The sequence below is a fragment of the Natrinema gari JCM 14663 genome (genome assembly GCF_000337175.1).
In the GTDB taxonomy this organism is placed as follows: Archaea; Halobacteriota; Halobacteria; order Halobacteriales; family Natrialbaceae; genus Natrinema; species Natrinema gari.
On sequence record NZ_AOIJ01000086.1, the window covers coordinates 191,615 to 208,311 of the forward strand.

14 protein-coding genes, 1 tRNA gene and 3 pseudogenes are annotated in these 16,697 nt (G+C 64.5%); 8 read left to right on the forward strand and 10 right to left on the reverse strand.

Annotation, left to right across the window (positions count from 1 at the left end; translation table 11 throughout):
* Positions 1–15: 15 nt before the first annotated feature.
* Positions 16–1,848, reverse strand: coding sequence for a cytochrome D1 domain-containing protein (locus tag C486_RS19150; RefSeq protein WP_008459196.1), 1,833 nt, complete (start codon positions 1,846–1,848; stop codon positions 16–18).
* 251 nt (positions 1,849–2,099) lie between these two features.
* Between C486_RS19150 and C486_RS19155 the strand changes: the two genes are divergently transcribed.
* Positions 2,100–2,528: a hypothetical protein gene (locus C486_RS19155; RefSeq protein ID WP_008459198.1), complete on the forward strand. Its 429-nt coding sequence runs from the start codon at positions 2,100–2,102 to the stop codon at positions 2,526–2,528.
* Positions 2,529–2,558: 30 nt separating this feature from the next.
* Here the strand turns inward: C486_RS19155 and C486_RS19160 are convergent.
* Positions 2,559–2,822: pseudogene (locus C486_RS19160) on the reverse strand (MBL fold metallo-hydrolase); the annotation flags it as partial.
* Between the two features lie 193 nt (positions 2,823–3,015).
* Between C486_RS19160 and C486_RS19165 the strand changes: the two are divergent.
* Both C486_RS19165 and C486_RS22710 read left to right on the forward strand, forming a co-directional pair.
* Complete coding sequence (locus tag C486_RS19165) at positions 3,016–3,900, forward strand: universal stress protein (protein WP_014865229.1); 885 nt, start codon at positions 3,016–3,018, stop codon at positions 3,898–3,900.
* An 85-nt stretch (positions 3,901–3,985) separates the two neighbouring features.
* A pseudogene (locus C486_RS22710) lies at positions 3,986–4,075 on the forward strand (amphi-Trp domain-containing protein); the annotation flags it as partial.
* Between the two features lie 271 nt (positions 4,076–4,346).
* Here the strand turns inward: C486_RS22710 and C486_RS19170 are convergent.
* Positions 4,347–4,420: transfer RNA gene (locus C486_RS19170), tRNA-Lys, on the reverse strand.
* 164 nt (positions 4,421–4,584) lie between these two features.
* Here C486_RS19170 and C486_RS19175 point away from each other — a divergent pair.
* Positions 4,585–6,045, forward strand: coding sequence for a DHH family phosphoesterase (locus tag C486_RS19175; protein WP_008459205.1), 1,461 nt, complete (start codon positions 4,585–4,587; stop codon positions 6,043–6,045).
* A 20-nt stretch (positions 6,046–6,065) separates the two neighbouring features.
* On the opposite strand, the gene C486_RS19180 is transcribed toward C486_RS19175, so the two are convergent.
* The 7 genes and pseudogenes from C486_RS19180 to C486_RS19210 all read right to left on the reverse strand — a co-directional run bounded on the left by C486_RS19180 (position 6,066) and on the right by C486_RS19210 (position 13,331).
* The gene (locus C486_RS19180) at positions 6,066–6,359 is read right to left on the reverse strand and encodes a PRC-barrel domain-containing protein (protein WP_006186607.1); all 294 of its coding nucleotides are present in this window, start codon (positions 6,357–6,359) and stop codon (positions 6,066–6,068) included.
* Between the two features lie 129 nt (positions 6,360–6,488).
* Positions 6,489–7,527 (reverse strand): annotated as a pseudogene (locus C486_RS19185) (AAA family ATPase).
* Positions 7,524–9,635, reverse strand: a complete 2,112-nt coding sequence (locus C486_RS19190) for an acetate--CoA ligase family protein (RefSeq protein WP_008459207.1) — start codon at positions 9,633–9,635, stop codon at positions 7,524–7,526. The pseudogene C486_RS19185 and the gene C486_RS19190 overlap by 4 nt, the downstream one beginning before the upstream one ends.
* A 222-nt stretch (positions 9,636–9,857) precedes the next feature.
* Positions 9,858–10,877 (reverse strand): metal ABC transporter permease, encoded by a 1,020-nt coding sequence (locus tag C486_RS19195; RefSeq protein WP_008459209.1) that lies wholly within the window; start codon positions 10,875–10,877, stop codon positions 9,858–9,860.
* Positions 10,877–11,614, reverse strand: a complete 738-nt coding sequence (locus C486_RS19200) for a metal ABC transporter ATP-binding protein (protein ID WP_008459211.1) — start codon at positions 11,612–11,614, stop codon at positions 10,877–10,879. The genes C486_RS19195 and C486_RS19200 overlap by 1 nt, the downstream gene beginning before the upstream one ends.
* The gene (locus C486_RS19205; RefSeq protein WP_008459213.1) at positions 11,611–12,690 is read right to left on the reverse strand and encodes a metal ABC transporter substrate-binding protein; all 1,080 of its coding nucleotides are present in this window, start codon (positions 12,688–12,690) and stop codon (positions 11,611–11,613) included. The genes C486_RS19200 and C486_RS19205 overlap by 4 nt, the downstream gene beginning before the upstream one ends.
* Positions 12,691–12,908: 218 nt before the next feature.
* A complete protein-coding gene (locus tag C486_RS19210) occupies positions 12,909–13,331 on the reverse strand; it encodes a hypothetical protein (RefSeq protein ID WP_008459215.1) in 423 nt (140 codons plus the stop codon).
* A 235-nt stretch (positions 13,332–13,566) separates the two neighbouring features.
* Between C486_RS19210 and C486_RS19215 the strand changes: the two genes are divergently transcribed.
* From C486_RS19215 to C486_RS19230, 4 genes are all read left to right on the forward strand, one after another.
* Positions 13,567–13,941 carry a cupin domain-containing protein gene (locus tag C486_RS19215; RefSeq protein ID WP_008459217.1) on the forward strand — a complete coding sequence of 125 codons (375 nt, stop codon included), beginning with the start codon at positions 13,567–13,569 and terminating at the stop codon, positions 13,939–13,941.
* A gap of 139 nt (positions 13,942–14,080) precedes the next feature.
* Complete coding sequence (locus C486_RS19220) at positions 14,081–14,506, forward strand: hypothetical protein (RefSeq protein WP_008459219.1); 426 nt, start codon at positions 14,081–14,083, stop codon at positions 14,504–14,506.
* 84 nt (positions 14,507–14,590) lie between these two features.
* Positions 14,591–15,742 carry an acyl-CoA dehydrogenase family protein gene (locus C486_RS19225; RefSeq protein ID WP_008459220.1) on the forward strand — a complete coding sequence of 384 codons (1,152 nt, stop codon included), beginning with the start codon at positions 14,591–14,593 and terminating at the stop codon, positions 15,740–15,742.
* Positions 15,743–15,930: 188 nt separating this feature from the next.
* Entirely contained in the window at positions 15,931–16,695 is a 765-nt protein-coding gene (locus C486_RS19230) for a signal transduction histidine kinase (RefSeq protein WP_008459222.1), read from the forward strand.
* Positions 16,696–16,697 lie beyond the last annotated feature (2 nt).

The window sequence follows — 16,697 nt, forward strand, 5'->3', positions numbered from 1 at the left end:
AACGGTCGATCGCGGTCAGTGCCCCTCCGCGCGGACACCGAGGAACTTGCCGGTCGGTGCCAGCAGGTCCTCGATCTGAGTCAGCAACTCGCCCGTGTTCGGATCGAACACGAGGATCGATTCGTTCTCTCCTTTCCAGACGCTGATGTAGACCTTCTCGCCATCGCGGCTGAACTCCGGATGGATCGCGGCCGCGGCTCCCCACTGGCTACAGTCGATCTCCTGATCCACCTCGAGAGTGTCGGGATCGATGGTGTAGACGTAGGCGTCGTCCTCGCTGTCGGTGAGGATGACGTCAGCCCAGACGTAGTCGCTGTGCTCGTGTTTCCGGATGAACAGCCCGGAGCCCCTGACATCGATCATCTTCTCCGCCTCCCAGGTCTCCGTGTTCCAGACGCCAACGCTCGGCGAACCGGCGTGGGTGGTAAAGGCGAGATCCTCGTCGGGGTACAGCGCGCCCGGACCGGGGTGGGGCACCCCGTTCATCGGGATCGCGGCGACGTGGCTGCGTGCCTGCGTGTCGATGATGTCCATCTGGTTGTCCGTCTGGGAGGCGATCATGAAGTAGCGGCCGTCCTCGGTAAAGAACCCGTCGTGGAGGGTGCGACCGCATTCGATGGTCGCCACGACCGGGAAGTCCTCTTGGGTGTAATCGATGAGCCACACCTCCCCACCTTCTTTCAGGCCCGCGAGGAACAGCCCCTCCTCGGGGACGTCGTACAGCGAACAGACGCGGCTCCCCAGACTCTTGCCGTCCGGGTTGACGGTATGAGTCGGGATCCGTTTGATCGGCTCCATCGTCTCGGCGTCGCAGATGACCAGATGGTTCGGGTTGTAGAACCCGCCGATCACGTAGTTCCCGTCCCGGGAGACGGCGATGTCCCGGGCGTCCGTCCCGGCATCGGCGACGGCGACCCGCTCGAAGTCGAACAGGTCTATCTTGTACATCTCGCCCTGCCGAGATTGTGTGTACACGTACGCGCCTTCCCGGGTCTGCTCGGGCAGTTCCGGATGGAAGTCGTGGACGTGAATCGCCTTCCCCACGTTCTCGACGCGCTCCATGAGTCGGTCGTTGACCGTATCGATCATCGCGACCGAGGCGTTGTTGCGCTCGGTGACGACCATGATGTCCCGCAGGTCGAGGTCGTGTTGGGGCTCTTGGGCCAGTTCGCGTTCCTCTTTGAGGATCTCGTGGCGCTCCTTCAGCGTCCCCATGTCGGTGAAGTCCACCTCGTTGACGGACTCCCCCTCCGGGACGACGTACAGTTGACCGTTCATCTGGGCGTGGCCGTCCCCGCAGTAGGCGCTACACTCGAAATCGAACGTGCCCTCCTCGTCGGTGACGAACGTGACCGAATCGATGAGTTCGTCGTCCGTATTCTCGGGAAGTTCGATGGGACCGATGTCGTACGGATCCTCGAGGTAGAACGTATGCATCGTGAAGTCGTCGTTCTCCTCGAAGGTCGCCTTCGTGAACTCGATCGTGAGTTCCGTGTTCGGCGCGACCCGGATCTCCTGTGGCTGGAACTCGTATTGCTTGGCGGCCAACTGCACGGTTTCGCTTCGTTCGGCGTCCGCCGTTTCCTCGTCGGACGACTCCTCGTCGGCCGTCGACTCCGGCCCGTCGTCGTCATCGTCACCGGCACAGCCCGCCAGTGCCGCCGACGCCGCCACGACGCCGCTGGTCTTGATGAAGGTCCGACGGCCCGGACTGGGCAACCCCATCTCGAAGCTGAGTTCGTCGTCGAACTCGAGACGCTCCGCGATCTCCCTCGAAGCGCTCAAGTGGCGCTTGATTCGGTCCTCCTGCTCCGCAATCGACTCGGCCGGTGACTCGGATCGTGACATTGTGGGCACTTCTCCAATCGACCCTCTGGAGCACGCACCTATAACCGGGGCACAACGTTTCGAGTTCGTGAGAGATCACGGGAAGATGTTCGTCGCGGAGTTTTTCCGTTCCGCGAAGATGCATCCCGTCGGCAAAATTCGCTCCTCTCACCCCTCACAAATAGGTCTGAGGTCGGCCACGATCAGCTGCGGTTCCCAGCGTATAGGAGTCGCCGGTACAGCCTTCTATAACTCACCCGATAGTTGCACCCATGACGACGGATCACTCGGACTCGAAACTGCGAGGCGATCGGATGACGACCGACTTCTTCGAGGACGTACTGACGGAGTATCTCGAGGACGGCCGCATCGAGTCGGGCGTCGTCAGACTCCAGCTTGACGACGGGCGAACCCGCCGGTTCGTCGTCGGCGACGACACCGAGTCGATGCATGCCTACGAGTACGTCCGCCGGGAACTCGCGGAGGCACAGCGCCTGATCGACGGACACGACGACCGGTTCGACCAACCCGTCGAGTTCTCGGTTCCCGTCCGCGACGAGGACCGACTCCTCGCCGAACTCGAGGCGGACGGCGCTGTCACTACTTGGATCAAACCGGACGGGTTCGGCCTCCTGCTCGAGCATCTCCGCGCGATGGTCGACGAGCCCGAGCCGTCCGATGCGACGGACGCGACCGAGTGAGACGACGGTCGGTCAGAACAGTTCGACGCGAATCCCGTCGGCCTCGAGGTCGTCGGTGTCGATCGCCTCGTAGGCCGCGACAGTCACGTCCGTCCCCGCGACCGCCTCGATCGCAGCCGCGTCGTAGTGGTCCATGTCGTCGTACGTGACGACGACCACGTCACCGTCCGCGGGGTCGCCCTCGAGTATCTCGCCCCACGGATCGACGTAGACCACGGTCCTGTCGTCGGTTTCGATACGGACGCTCGCGTGGCCAAGCCGCTCGAATTCGAGTCCGTCATAGATGACGGGCATCGTGGCTCGAGGTACGTCGTGTGTCGTCTTAGAGGGCGGTCCGACCGAGCCCGTCTGCAAAGCGGACCATCGGCTTCGATGATGGGGTCTCCGGGGAGATCGTGCGATAGGAAACGCGGGCCGGGTCCAATACGCTCAGTCACAGTCGTCTGTGGCCCAGGGGTATTCAGTGTCATGGCACGAAGTAACATATATGGGGCACACATCCAAACCTCGACCGATACTGGTCGCAGTCGGTAACCCTGACCACGCAGAGCAATTGGTCCGGACGGCTGGCGACCTCGCCCGGGTGACCGATGGCCTCGTCCGAATCGTTTCCGTGATCGCCAAACCCCACGACTCACCGTTTTCACTCTATACTGATGACACGATTATCGAACAGTATTCGGGAACCAGCCAGAAGATACTCAACGATGCAACCACCGTTGCCCCTGACGATGTCACGGTAACGAGTGAACTCATCGTCGGCCGATCGATTGCCGATGGCGTCCTCACAGCAGTTGAGCAGACCACTGCGCGCGCGCTCGTTGTCGGTTGGCAAGAGCGGAAACGCCGAACGGATGCCGTCCTCGGGACTACTATCGATCGGCTTCTCGAGCGGGCACCGTGTGACCTCTACGTCGAACGAATCGGCCAAGAGGCGAACAGTGTCGATTCCATTCTCTTGCCAGTGGCTGGCGGTCCACACGTCCGTCCGGCAGCATCCGTCGCGAAGGCGATTGCCGCTCGCAACGACGCAGCCGTCCATGTGTTTTCAGTTGCCGCTTCCGAGACGGCGTCCGAGACAGCACGCGAACACATTGCAAGTGCAGAAACGAGTCTCAAAGAAGCGCCTGGGCCTCGGATTCAGATGGAGTCGGAGATTCACGATGGTAACGAGATCACCGAAGGCATTGTTGAGGCGGCTAGTGACCATGACGTGATCGTTTTCGGCGCGACACGTCAGGGAGCCTTGCACCGCCGTCTCGTTGGTTCGGTTCCTCGAACAGTAGTACATCGGACTGACCGAACAGTACTTCTTGCCCGTTCCGGTGATAGTATCGAGACCGTTGCGGACCGACTCTTGCCCTGGGTCTGATTTCCGTGACTGACTCCCAATCGTGAAAAACGTCTCGACAGAATTGCTCTGTACAGCGGATTTACTTATCAGTGTCGGCGGCATATTGCCCGACGAAGTCCTGTTCAAATCGGAGCGCGACCAGACTCGAGAAGTCATCGCATCGTCTCGTCACAGTGTCGCTGATACGCTCGAACATTAGTGTGACAGTCCTCCATTCTACCCGTCGCCGACACACCACACTGGCACGGCGTGCGCGCTCAAAGCAGCTTCGACCTATATTCGAGTTGATATCTCCATTTGGACGGCACTTCACCCATGATATTAGTAACGCTACCGGACAGCGGCGATTCTCATTTGGAACCTACGCACCCCATCCTCGATCGCTTCGCTCTCGAGACTTCGCTTTCCCTATGGTTCGAATCGCTCTGGCCGCGGCGCTCGTCGTGAACTGTTCCTTGGAGAAGCGGGCCGGGCGCGATTTGAACACGCGACCGTCTGATTAAGAGTCAGACGCTCTGCCGGACTGAGCTACCGGCCCTGTACCTCCGACTTTCCGTCGGTCGTTCAAATACGTTTCCCTTGGCAGCCGCCGTGGCAGTGATCCACGCGGGATGACCCTCGCCCTCGAGTCGTCGGGCCGACACTCTCATCCCATCGGAGCCTTCGGGAGCGTTAAGTGCAACCGGTCCGACCACTCGGGCAATGAGCACGGGGGTTACGATTTCGTCAATTTCTGACTACGCTATCTTAGGCTGTGGGAGCGTGGGATACGCGGTCGCGGAGGAACTCGTCGAACAGGGCAAAGACGTCTCCATCATCGACCGCGACGACAACCGCGTCGAATCGCTGCGGGACCAGGACATGGACGCCAAGACGGCCGACATTCGCGACGCCGAGATCGCCGATCTGGTGGCCGACCGCGATGTCGTCCTCATTCTCGCCTCGAACGTCGAATCGAACAAACGCGCCGTCGAGCACATCCGCGAGAGCGGTGCTGACCAGTTCATCGTCGCCCGCGCGAGCGACCCCGTCTCCGGCGACGAACTCTCGGAGCTCGGGGCCGACATCGTCATCAATCCGTCCTCCGTCATCGCCGAATCCGCGCTGCGAGCCCTCGAGTCGGGCGAACTCGAGTACAACGCCGGCAAACTCGCCGATCTGGTCGAGGAGACGGCGACGCGACTGGCGATCATCACCCAGGACAGTCCCGATCCGGACTCGATCGCCAGCGCGGCGGCACTGCAGGCGATCGCGACACACCTCGGCATCGAATCCGACATCATCTATCTCGGCGATGTCGGCCACCAGGAGAACCGGGCGTTCGTCAACCTGCTCGGCATCGATCTCGTCCAGTGGGACGAGATCGAGGATCACTCCGTCTACGACACCGTCGCCCTGGTCGATCACGCGACTTCGGGCGAGATGGAACTCCCGGTCGACATCGTGATCGATCATCACGAAACGGAGACCGAGGAGGGGGTCGAACCCGAGTTCGTCGACATCCGGCCGAACATGTCCTCGACGTCGACGATCATGACGAAGTATATTCAGGAGTTCGACATGAACGTCTCCGAGGAGGTCGCGACCGCCTTGCTCTACGGCATCCGCGCGGAGACCCTGGATTTCAAACGCGACACGACGCCCGCCGACCTGACCGCCGCCGCCTATCTCTACCCCTTCGCCAACCACGATACCCTCGAGCAGGTCGAATCCCCGTCGATGTCCCCCGAAACCCTCGACGTGCTCGCGGAGGCGATTACGAACCGGGACGTCCAGGGGAGTCATCTCGTCTCCAACGCCGGCTTCGTCCGTGACCGCGAGGCGCTGACCCAGGCCGCCAGCCACCTCCTGAACCTCGAGGGCGTCACCACGACCGCGGTGTTCGGCATCGCCGACGAGACGATCTTCCTCGCCGGCCGGTCGAAGGACATTCGAATCAATATCGGGAAGGTGCTGGCCGACGCCTACGGCGAGATCGGCGAGACGGCCGGCCACTCGACCCAGGCCAGCGCGGAGATCCCGCTGGGTATTTTCACCGGGATCGAGATTTCGGAGGATACGCGGGACACGTTGCTCGAACTGACCGAAGAAGCGGTCAAGCGGACGTTGTTCGACGCGATGGGCGTCGAGGGAAGCAGCAGCGAAAGCTCGAACGGGAGCTGAATCCCGAATTCGGGCCCCAATCAGGCCAGCAGTTCGTCCTCTTCCTCGTCGGGATCGCGGACGCGCTCGACCACGTCGTTGATGAGGATGACGTCGCCGACGGCGCGGACCCAGCGGTAGGGCACGATGATCCCCTGTCCGCTGCGGGCTTCCTCCGCGAACAGTTCGCCGTTTAATTTCGCCAGCGCTAGGCCAGTGACGGCTTCGCCGTCGACGTTCAGTCGAAGGTCCTCGACTTCGCCGACGAAGACGCCGTTGTTCGAGTACACCTCGCGGCCGACGAGAGACGTGATCTCTTGGGGAATGTCGTCCATAAGTGGCCTCATGCGTGGCGGACTCTTAACTTTTGGTCAGACACGACAGTCAGCGGCGCGAAAACGACGCCGCCGACTCGCTCGAGGGACGGCCGGGCCGGGTCCCATTCCGGCTCGGGACGGGACCCCCTATCCGAGAATCGAGTCGACGGCTGCGTGATCGGCCAACAGCCGTTCCATCCGGTCGACGGTCTCGGCGTCCCGCGTGCGCCCGCTGCGAACGACATCCTCGGCGCGCTCGACGGTGGTGAGCGTGTCCGTTTGGACCGACAGGATCGGCACGTCCTTCTCGCTGGCCTGGCCGACGACTGTCTCTTATACACATCTNCTCGCGCCATCAGAGATGTGTATAAGAGACAGCGGTAAACCGTTCGACGTAGTTGTCCTGGCCATCGTCGACGAGCGTCGAGGCACCGAGTTCATCGGCGAGTTCGGCGACCGTCACGCCGGACAACTCCCGCTCGCTCGGGACCACGCCGTAGACCGGGATTCCGCGACCCTCGAGGAACGGGACGACGTCCGTCTCGAGGCTGTCGTAGACCGCGTCGGGAACGTCGTTGAAGACGACACCGGCGAGGCGGTCGCCGAACGTCTCGGCGGCGGCGATGATGTCGTCGACGTCCGCCGGCCTCTCGTACGGCGCGACCAGCAGGACGCGTGCGTCCAACAGCGTCGCGATATCGGCGTCGGCGAGGTCGACGATCCCGCCAATGTCGTACCGGCCGCCGCCCTCGACGAACAGTCGGTCGTGATCCGCCGTGAGCGTCTCGAACGCCTCGCGGACCCGGTCGCGGAGTTCGGCCGGATCCTCGCGGCCGCGGATCGCCTGCTCGACGAACGTCGGCGAGTAGACCACCGGCTCGAGGTCGTGCATCTCGGCGTCGAGATCGAGCAGCTCCCGGGCGAGCAGCGGGTCCTCGTCTAAGGTCTTCCCGACGTTGCTCTGCAGTCGGGTACCTTTCGGTTTCATGTAGCCGACGCTCTCGCCGTCGGCGGCCGCGAGGCGGGCGAGCGCCAGCGTAATGGCCGTCTTGCCGGTGCTCTCCTCGAGCGAGCTGACGAGCAGCGTCTCGGCGTCACCGCTGGTGGCGGCGACGGGATCGCTGTCGGTGGTGTCGGTACTGGAATCGGCGTCCGTGGAGTCGGGTTCTGAATCGGTGTCGGTCATGGTTCCTCCGTGTCGAGTTCGTCCGGATCGACGGTGAGTCGCAGGTCGATCGCCTGTACGCCATCGGGGCCCGCCACGAGCGGGTTGATATCGAGCTCGAGGATCGACGGGAAGTCAGTCACCAGCTGTGAGAGGCGCTGTACCGTTTCGACGACGCCGTCGATGTCCGCGGGTTCCCGGCCGCGAGCGCCGCGCAACAGCGGGGCGGCCTGGATCTCGTCGACCATCTCGCGGGCCGTTCCCTCGTCGACCGGGGCCACGCGAACCGAGGTGTCCTCGAGTATTTCGACGAAGATGCCGCCGAGGCCGAACAGCAAGAGCGGGCCGAACTGCGGGTCGCGGTTCATCCCGACGATGGTCTCGGTCGACGCCTCGAGGTCGAGCAGTTCCTGTACCTGGACGCCGGTGATCGTCGCGTCGGGCTGGTAGTTGCGGGCTCGAGCGACGATATCCTCGTAGGCGTCGTAGACATCGGCCGCGGCCACGCCGACTTTGACGCCACCGATGTCCGACTTGTGGGTGATGTCAGGACTGACGATCTTCATGACGACATCGCCGTCGATGCGCTCGGCAACCTCGCGTGCGCGGTCGGGATCGTCGACGATCTCCCCCTGTGGGGTCGGGATGCCGTAGGCATCGAGCAGGGCCATCGATTCGACCCCGAGTCGGTTGTCGGTCCGTCGTCGCGCACGCTCGAGAATCTCGCGAGCGCGCTCGCGGTCGACATCGAACGTCCGGGGTTCGTCGATCGTCCGCTCGCTGCTGTCTCGGTACCGAGCGAGCGCGTCGAGCCCCGAGACGGCCCGTGAGGGATCGAAGTAGTTCGGGATGCCGGACTCCCGTAGCGTCGTCTCGGCGTCGCGAGCACGTTTACCGCCCATCAGGCAGGTGACCACCGGCGTGTCGTGTGTCTCGACCTGCTCGATCACCGTCTCGGCGAGATCGTCGTAGGGCAGCACCGCGGTCGGCGCGGCGACGACGACCGCGCTGCCGACGTTCGGGTCCTCGAGTGCGATCTCGAGGGCCTCGCCGAAGCGGTCGATGTCGGCGTCGCCGATCGCGTCGATCGGGTTGTAGACGTTGGCCTCATCAGGCATCGCCGCGGCGAGCCGGTCGATCGTCTCGTCGGTGAAACTGGCCATCTCGAGGGTCGAATCGCCGACGGCGTCGGTCGTGAGCACGCCGGGACCGCCGGCGTTGGTCACGACGGCGACGCCGTCGGATTCGGGCTCCGGCAGGCCGGCCAACGCCCGCGCGTAGTCGAACAGTTCCTGTACCGAGCGGGCACGGAGCACGCCGGCTTGCTCGAGACCCGCTTCGTACGCCCGTTCGCTGCCGGCGATCGCGCCGGTGTGTGAGGACGCGGCCTGGGCACCGGCATCCGTTCGACCGGACTTGACGAGGACGATCGGCGTCTCTTCGGTCACCTCGCGCGCGGCCTCGATGAACCCCTGCCCGTCGTCGATGTCCTCGAGATAGCCGATGATGACATCGGTCTCGGGGTCCTCGCCCCACTCTCGGACGAAGTCCGTCTCGTCGAGTATCGTCTTGTTGCCGAGCGAGACCACGTCCTGAAAGCCGATCCCCTGTTCGTTGGCCCAGTCCAGCACGGCGGTGATGAACGCGCCGGATTGGCTCATAAAGGAGATCGAGCCCGAACGGGCGTCCTCGGGGCCGAACGTGGCGTTCATGCCCGTGGGCGTCGACATGATCCCGAGGCTGTTCGGGCCGACGACGTTGAGGTCGTTTTCGGTGGCGATCTCGCGCAGTTGCCGTTCGCGCTTGGCACCGTCCCCGCCCGTCTCGGCGAAGCCGGCGGTGATGACGACGATATCGTCGGTGCCCGCCGCGGCGAGCTCGCGGATCGAGTCGAGCACGATATCGGGCGGTACGACGACCACCGCCAGATCGATCGGCGGCGCGTGCTGCACATCCTCGTGACACTCGAGCCCGAGCACCTCGTCGCGCGAGGGATTGATCGGGACGACCTCGCCGTCGAACCCCGTCTTGAGGTTCTCGAGGATCGCCCGTCCGACTGCGCCCTCGCGGTCGGTCGCACCGACCACGCCGACGGTCTCGGGATCGAAGAGTGTGGATAACCGTCCCATCGGTCGGTGATTGGCGGAGTAGGCTGTTAAGGGTGTAGCATGTTCCCGCCGTCGGGGAACCGAATCGGGATTCACGTGACCGCCGACGGTTCCGGCCGGGGATCGGCCGCCGGAGCGCACCGCTCGAGTCCGAGCCGTCGTCGCGTACTGGCGCGAGCATGGCACCCGGACGGCGGCATTCGATGTTCCTGGTTCCGAACGGAAACTCGACCGTGACGGGTCTCAGTGCGTCGAGAGCGGCGTCGTCGATCGACTCGAGGCGAGGATCGCGAGCAGGTAACAGGCGATGGCGACGACGACGATCGAGCCGCCGGTTGGCAGTCCCTGGGAGATCGAGACCGTGAAGCCGCCGATAACAGACACCTGTCCGAAGAGAATCGACAGCGAGAGCGTCTCCCGGAAGCTGTGGGCGACCTGCGTGGCCGCGGCGACGGGGACGACGAGCATCGCGGCGACGAGGATGACGCCGAGGATCTGCATCGCGCCGACGACGACGATCGCCGTCATCACGATCAGCAGCGTGTTGTACCAGGTGACGTTGAGCCGCGCGACGCGGGCGGCCTGCTCGTCGAACGTGATGAAAAGCAACTGTTTGTACGTCGCGACGATGACGCCGACGACGAGGACGCTGATGACGGCCATCAGCCGTGCCCCCGACGGGGTGACGACCGAGATGTTCCCGAAAAGGTAGCCCTCGACGTTGAACCCGCTCATTCCGCGGCCGTAACTGATGATGAGCGTCCCGACGGCGAAGCTCCCGGTCAGCATGATCGCGATCGGAACATCGCCGTAGGTGTTGGTCCGCTCGGCCAGCCACTGGACGCCCAGGGCACCGAGGATTCCCACGACGAGCGCGACGAGCATGAGCGATCCCTCCCAGCCGGTCGCCGCGCTCACGAGAAGACCGACCGCGACCCCGGCGAATGCCGTGTGAGCCAACGTCTCGCCGATCAGGGCCATCTCGCGGTGGACGAGATAGGTGCCGACCAGCGGCGCGACGACCCCGATCAGGATACCGGTCGCGATCGATCGCCACATGAACGGATGGGAGAAGACGTTCGTCCCGAGGAGGGAGTCGAGCAATCGGCCCGCGATCCGAGCCTGGTCGTAGAGGCCGCCCACGAGGGGGAACGATCGCAGCGCATCGACGGTCAGCAGCCCGATCATCGCGACCGCGAGGATCGCGGTCAGTCCGAGCCCGACCTGCTCGAGTCGGCGGCGGAAGGGTCCGATCCGTCCCATTAGTGGTGGTGATGCAGGACCTGGCCCGTCGCACCGTAGGCCTCGGTCAGGGCGTCGCTTTCGACGAACGATTCGGTGTCACCGTGGTGGTAGAGCTCCGTGTTGATGCAGGCGATCCGGTTTGCACGGTCCGTGACGATGCCGATGTCGTGTTCGATCAGAATGATCGTGATCCCCGACGCGTTGAGCGACTCGAGCAACTGGTAGAACGCGTCACGGGATTCGGCGTCGACGCCGACGGTCGGCTCGTCCAACGCCAGCAGGTCCGCTTCGGAGGCCAGCGCGCGTGCGATGTAGGCCCGCTGGCGTTGGCCGCCGGAGAGTTGGGTGACCTGGCGGTCGGCCAGGTCGGTGATGCCGACCGTCTCGAGGGCGTCGTCGACGGTCGCGCGGTCCGCGTCGGTCAGTCGCCCGTGGCCCGCGTGCGCGAACCGACCCATGGTGACGGCCTCGCGGACGGTGACCGGCATCGAGCCGCCGCGGCTGGTCGCTTGCTGGGAGACGTAGCCGATCCGCTCGCCGTCGTCGAACGCGGCGACCGGTTCGCCGAAGAGTTCGATCGAGCCGCTGTCGGGACTGTGCAGGCCGAGCATGAGATGCAGGAGGGTCGTCTTCCCCGACCCGTTGGGTCCGACCAACCCCAGAAAGTCACCCTCATCGACCGTCAGCGAGACGTCTTTGACGGCCGGCTGCTCGGCGTAGGCAAACGTCACGTTCTCGAGACTGACGACGGTCACTGTGCTCCTAGTGCCTCTCTGAACGCGGGGACGTTTATCTCTTCCATCTGGGTCCGGTAGCCCCAGCCCTGCTCGTGCCACTTCGCGAGGGTGCCCGAGAGGTGGGTCAACGGCATCGCGTCGGTGGCGTTGCTCCCCTCGAGGATGGTCTTCACGAGCGGCGGATATCGGCTGTCGGGTGCCTCGAAGGGGTCGTACAGGATCGTCTCGATCCCGTTCGCATCGACCAGGTCGATCGTCTCGGAAATTTCTTCGGCGGACGGGTTCTCCTGGGGCGAGACCCCGACGGGCGTGTGAAGTTCGAACCCGTATCGCTCCTGCAGGTAGGTAAAGGAGTCGTGGCCGGCGAAGACGGCGAGCCGTCGATCCGCCGTCTCGAACAGGTCGCCCAACGTCCGGTCGAGGGACTCGAGGCTCGAGGTGTACTCGTCGGCGTTGGTCTCGTAGGTCTCGGCGTTGTCCGAGTCCGTCGCTGCGAGTTCATCGGCGATGGTGTCGACGATGTCCTGTGCGAGGACTGGGTCGAGCCAGGCGTGCGGATCGATCGACGACCGATCGTGGTCGTGTCCATCGTGGTCATCGGCTCCGTGATGATGCCCGCCGGTATCGTTGTGCCCATCGTGGTGTCCGTTGGCATCGTCATGGTCGCCGTGGTCGTCGAGATGAGCGCCGACATCGACCTCGTGATCCCAGCCGAGGAGTCGGTCGTCCAGCCCGTCGAGTCCGTCGATCACGGTGACCGTGTCGTAGTCGGCCTCGAGCGTCGCCGCGATGTCCTGTGCCCACGAGAACTCGGGCGTATCGAAGTAGACGAATACACCGGAGTCCGCAATGTCTCGAGTGAGGTCGCCGCTCGGTGACCAGCCGTGTCCGGCCTGGCCGGTTCCGATCGGATTCCGGAAGTCGATCGCGTCGCCGCTCACTCGGTCGGCCCAGTCCCACAGGGTAAAGAAGGCGGCGTACCCGCTGTCGAACGCCGCGTTCACGCTGCCGACATCGTCGAGACAGCCGGCGAGTGCTCCGGTCGCAACTGCGCCGGGACCCCCTTTTACCAGCGCACGTCGAGTCAGCTTCATACGTATGAGTCGGCCCAGCGAAGTATAAGGGCTATTATCTCGTGAGTGGATCTTATTAATACTGGCCGCTGGATGGTTTCGCTGTTAACAACACGGAGTGCTATAGCGAGCCGAGTTATTACTACACTCGAGGGAACGAGCGGCGATCGGTCGGGGCCGCTGGCCCCATCCGGGCGGAAGGGAACGACGACCCGTCACCGATCGAGCGGTCGTCCCGGTCACTCGAGGGCGACCGCGAGTTCGATCCCGTCGAGTCGGCGATAGGCCGGTTTCTGCCCGGGCTCGGCGTTGCGAACGACATCGAACGCGTCGAACCGGACGACGAGCCGTCCCGGGTCGATCGTCGCCCTGAGCACGGGCCCGCGACTCGTCACGACGAGGGAGGGCGGCTCCGGGACGGGACGGGCGCGGAGTTGGGACCCGGTCGCGTCGACCGCGTCGGCGAGTACGCCCGGCAGCAGTCGAAGCAGCCCCGCCTCCTCGAGCGCCCGATGAAGGCCGTCGGCGACCGCGTCGCTGTCGGTCGTTCGGGACGTATCCCAGGGGTCGGCGATCGCGTCGGCACAGGCGTCGATTCCGTCGATGATCGACGCGTGTTCGGCCAGAATCCGACGCCGAACGGCCCGGACTGGATGGGACACGGGAGCCGATCCAACGGGAACACACTAAGCTGTTCCCGATGCGAGCGCACACATGCCGCGAACCACCACGTGTGACGGAACGACCGTCGGCGAGGACGAGACGACACTGTTCCGCGGAGACCGTTTCTATCGTCGGCTACCGGCCGCGTGAGCGATTCGCCGATCGGCTCGCCGACCCGACACCCGATTGCGGTCGATAGCATGGTTTTACTGTCGGCCTCGCGAATGAGGGGATATGACATACCGGAAAGTCAACTACGAGGAGGTCGAGCAGGTCTCGAGCGCGATGCACGTTCTCAGCGATCCCCTCGAGACCGAGCAGGTGGGGGTCACGGTCGCCCGCTGCGATCCCGGCTGGAACAGCAAGCCCCACGACCACACGGACAACGACCACGAGGAGGTCTACGTTCTCATCGAGGGGACGGCGACGGTCGTCATCGACGACGAGCCGGTCGCGATGGAGACCGGCGACGCGCTGTGGATTCCGCCCGAATCGACGCGCCAGATCCGCAACGGCGACCGCGAGAGCGCGTTCGTGCTCGTCAGCGCGCCGAGTATCGCGGACGAGGACGGCGACGAGGAGTGGTCGCTGTCCGGCTTCGCCGGCTAATCGAGTCGTCGTCGGGCCGATTTCGGGCCACGGGACTGACCGGCTGCGTGACGACTTAGTAGCCACACGGTGTCGTCAGCCTGGGTGAGCCCCGATTTACTCGAACCATCACGCAGCGATCTCGCTGGTCGTCGCCGGCGTGCTGACGGTCCTGCTCCCGCCGGTTTCCGTGCTCGGCCGATCGGTCCCGGCTGCGGCGGTCGTCGCCTACGGCACCGCCGTCGGCGTCTGCATCGATTTCGATCACCTCCTCATCGCCCGGTTCAAGACCGGGCGCTGGGATGCCGTTCGGTTCTGTCTCTCGAACCCGCGTGCAGCGGTCACCGATCAGTCGGCGATTTTCGAGCCCGGTGACGTGGGCGTCCTCTCGCGACTGTTGAGCCACGTGGTGATCAGCGGCGTCGTCGTTCCGGTGACCGCTGCCGTCAGCAGCCCCCTCGCGATCGTGACCGGCGTCGTCCTCTACGCCCATCTGTTGGCCGATCTCGTCTGGGACATCCATCTGCTCGAGGCGCACGCGGATGCGGCAGTGTCGACGGACGATCTCGTTCGCATGCTCCGGTAATCGAAGCGGGCCGCGACAACGCGCGGGGTCGGGTTGCACTATAGTAGCCCTCGACTATTTCCACCGCCGGACCGTCTTGCGGGTATGGAACTACTCGACGACAGCATCGTCCCGGAACACGCACGCGACGTTAAGACAGAGGCCCGCGAGTTCGCACAGGAGCACATCAAACCCAACGCCCAGGAGTACTTCCAGTCCGGCGAGTACCCCGAGGCCATCCTCGAGGCGGGTCGAGAAGCGAACCTCGTCGCACAGGACATCCCCGAGGAGTGGGGTGGGCGGGGGCTCGACCTGGCCCAACTGCTCGCGATGACGGAGGAGTTCTACCGGGCCGACGCGGGGATCGCGCTGACGCTGCAGTTGGCGAGTTTCGGCTGCGAGATCACCTACGAGCACGGCTCCGAGGAACAGTGCGAACGATACGTTCGACCCGTCGCGGAGGGCGAGCAACGGTCCGGCCTGGCGGTCTCGGAACCGGAGACGGGCAGCGACCTCGCGGGGATGCAGACCACGGCCGAGAGAGACGGCGACGAGTACGTCATCAACGGCGAAAAATACTGGATCGGTAACGGCGTCGAAGCGGACTGGATCACGCTCTACGCGCGCACCGGCGACGACGAGGACAACCGCTACGGCAACCACTCGATGTTTATCGTCCCGACGGATACGGACGGCTACGAGGCCGAGCACATCCCCGAGAAGATGGCGATGCGCGCCTCGAAGCAGGCACACATCGAGTTCGACGATTGCCGGATTCCCGCGGCGAACCTGATCGGGTCGGAGGGTGACGGCTTCATGCTGCTCGCGGACTTCTTCAACCACGGCCGCGTCGCCGTCGCCGGCCACGGCATCGGTATCGCGGCGGCCGCCATCGAGGAAGCCTGGGAGTTTACCCACGACCGCGAGGAGTTCGGTCGGACGATCAGCGACTTCCAGTCAGTCCAGCACGGACTCGCGGACATGCTGGTCGAGTTCGAGAGCGCTCGGACGCTCGTCTGGCGAGCCCGCGAAAACGTCGCTAACGAGGACAACGCGGGCTACTGGGCCGCGATGGCGAAGACGAAGGCAACGGAGACGGCCGTTGACGTCGCCGAGCAGGGGATGCAGTTCCACGGCGGCCGCTCGGTTCTCGACGAACGCCGGATCGCGCGCGTGTACCGCGACGCGCGAATCCCCGTCATTTACGAGGGCGCAAACGAGATTCAGCGCAACCTGATCTACGGCCAGGCACCCTGAACGAGCGCGATCGTCAGCCGATCGTCCGTTCGTCCCATGGGACGACCCCCCGTGAACCGCCTCGGGGCCGCGCCCCGAACTCCCGCGGGAAACCGATCAGCCGAAAGAACGATCCCGTTCGGGGTCATCTCCCCCGTCAAACACGCTATCGTCGCGCCAGAGATGTTTCACGCCAGCTTTCCACCGATATGAGTCGGTCACGCGTACTCTGTGTCAGTGCCGACCGCTCGACGCGGGCGTCGCTGACGCTGTCGCTGACGGACGCACCCGTCGATGTCATCATCGCACAGCGATTCGTCGACGCGATCGACCGGCTCAATCACGAGTCGATCGATGCGGTCGTCATCGATGCGGGAACGATCGCAAACACCGCCGCGCTCGTCGATGCCGTCGAGTCGGGGACGCCGACGTTCGTCTACCAGGAGACGGATGGCGATACCGGTGCCGTGCTGGCACGAGTTAACACCTCGGCAGCTGACGGCGATTCGGCGACGCAACTCTCGAGTACGATCACCGAACACATCGCGGCGGGGACGGATGCCGAACTGCCGACCGAACGCGAGGGCGACGCCGACGGGAGCGCCACGACCGACGGGACCGTCGCTGCGGACTGGGACCTCCCCGACGATCTCGAGCGCCTCGTGAGCCGTGTCCGGAGTCGGTTGGTCGACGCCACATCGCTGCTGACCGTCGAACGCGTGCTCCGCGAGGAACTGACGGACGGTGATCGGTTCGCGTTCGCCTGGCTCGGGGAGTACGACCGCCGCGAACGGGCGATCATTCCGTGGCTGTCCGATCCCGATGCTATGGAGTGGCCGCTCCAGCAAACGTTCGATATCGGCACCGGCGACCACCCGCTGCTCGAGCGCGTGATTCGAACCCGAACCCTTCGGGCCCACGAGTACGACGCGGACACCGGCGGTGCGGTCCCTGTCTCTTATACACATCTCTGAGC

Excerpts from the sequence above, each read along its gene's own strand:
- C486_RS19150 (WP_008459196.1), bottom strand. The coding sequence starts at position 1,848 with ATGTCACGATCCGAGTCACCGGCCGAGTCGATTGCGGAGCAGGAGGAC.
- C486_RS19155 (WP_008459198.1), top strand. The coding sequence starts at position 2,100 with ATGACGACGGATCACTCGGACTCGAAACTGCGAGGCGATCGGATGACG.
- C486_RS19165 (WP_014865229.1), top strand. The coding sequence starts at position 3,016 with ATGGGGCACACATCCAAACCTCGACCGATACTGGTCGCAGTCGGTAAC.
- C486_RS19175 (WP_008459205.1), top strand. The coding sequence starts at position 4,585 with ATGAGCACGGGGGTTACGATTTCGTCAATTTCTGACTACGCTATCTTA.
- C486_RS19180 (WP_006186607.1), bottom strand. The coding sequence starts at position 6,359 with ATGGACGACATTCCCCAAGAGATCACGTCTCTCGTCGGCCGCGAGGTG.
- C486_RS19190 (WP_008459207.1), bottom strand. The coding sequence starts at position 9,635 with ATGGGACGGTTATCCACACTCTTCGATCCCGAGACCGTCGGCGTGGTC.
- C486_RS19195 (WP_008459209.1), bottom strand. The coding sequence starts at position 10,877 with ATGGGACGGATCGGACCCTTCCGCCGCCGACTCGAGCAGGTCGGGCTC.
- C486_RS19205 (WP_008459213.1), bottom strand. The coding sequence starts at position 12,690 with ATGAAGCTGACTCGACGTGCGCTGGTAAAAGGGGGTCCCGGCGCAGTT.
- C486_RS19215 (WP_008459217.1), top strand. The coding sequence starts at position 13,567 with ATGACATACCGGAAAGTCAACTACGAGGAGGTCGAGCAGGTCTCGAGC.
- C486_RS19225 (WP_008459220.1), top strand. The coding sequence starts at position 14,591 with ATGGAACTACTCGACGACAGCATCGTCCCGGAACACGCACGCGACGTT.
- C486_RS19230 (WP_008459222.1), top strand. The coding sequence starts at position 15,931 with ATGAGTCGGTCACGCGTACTCTGTGTCAGTGCCGACCGCTCGACGCGG.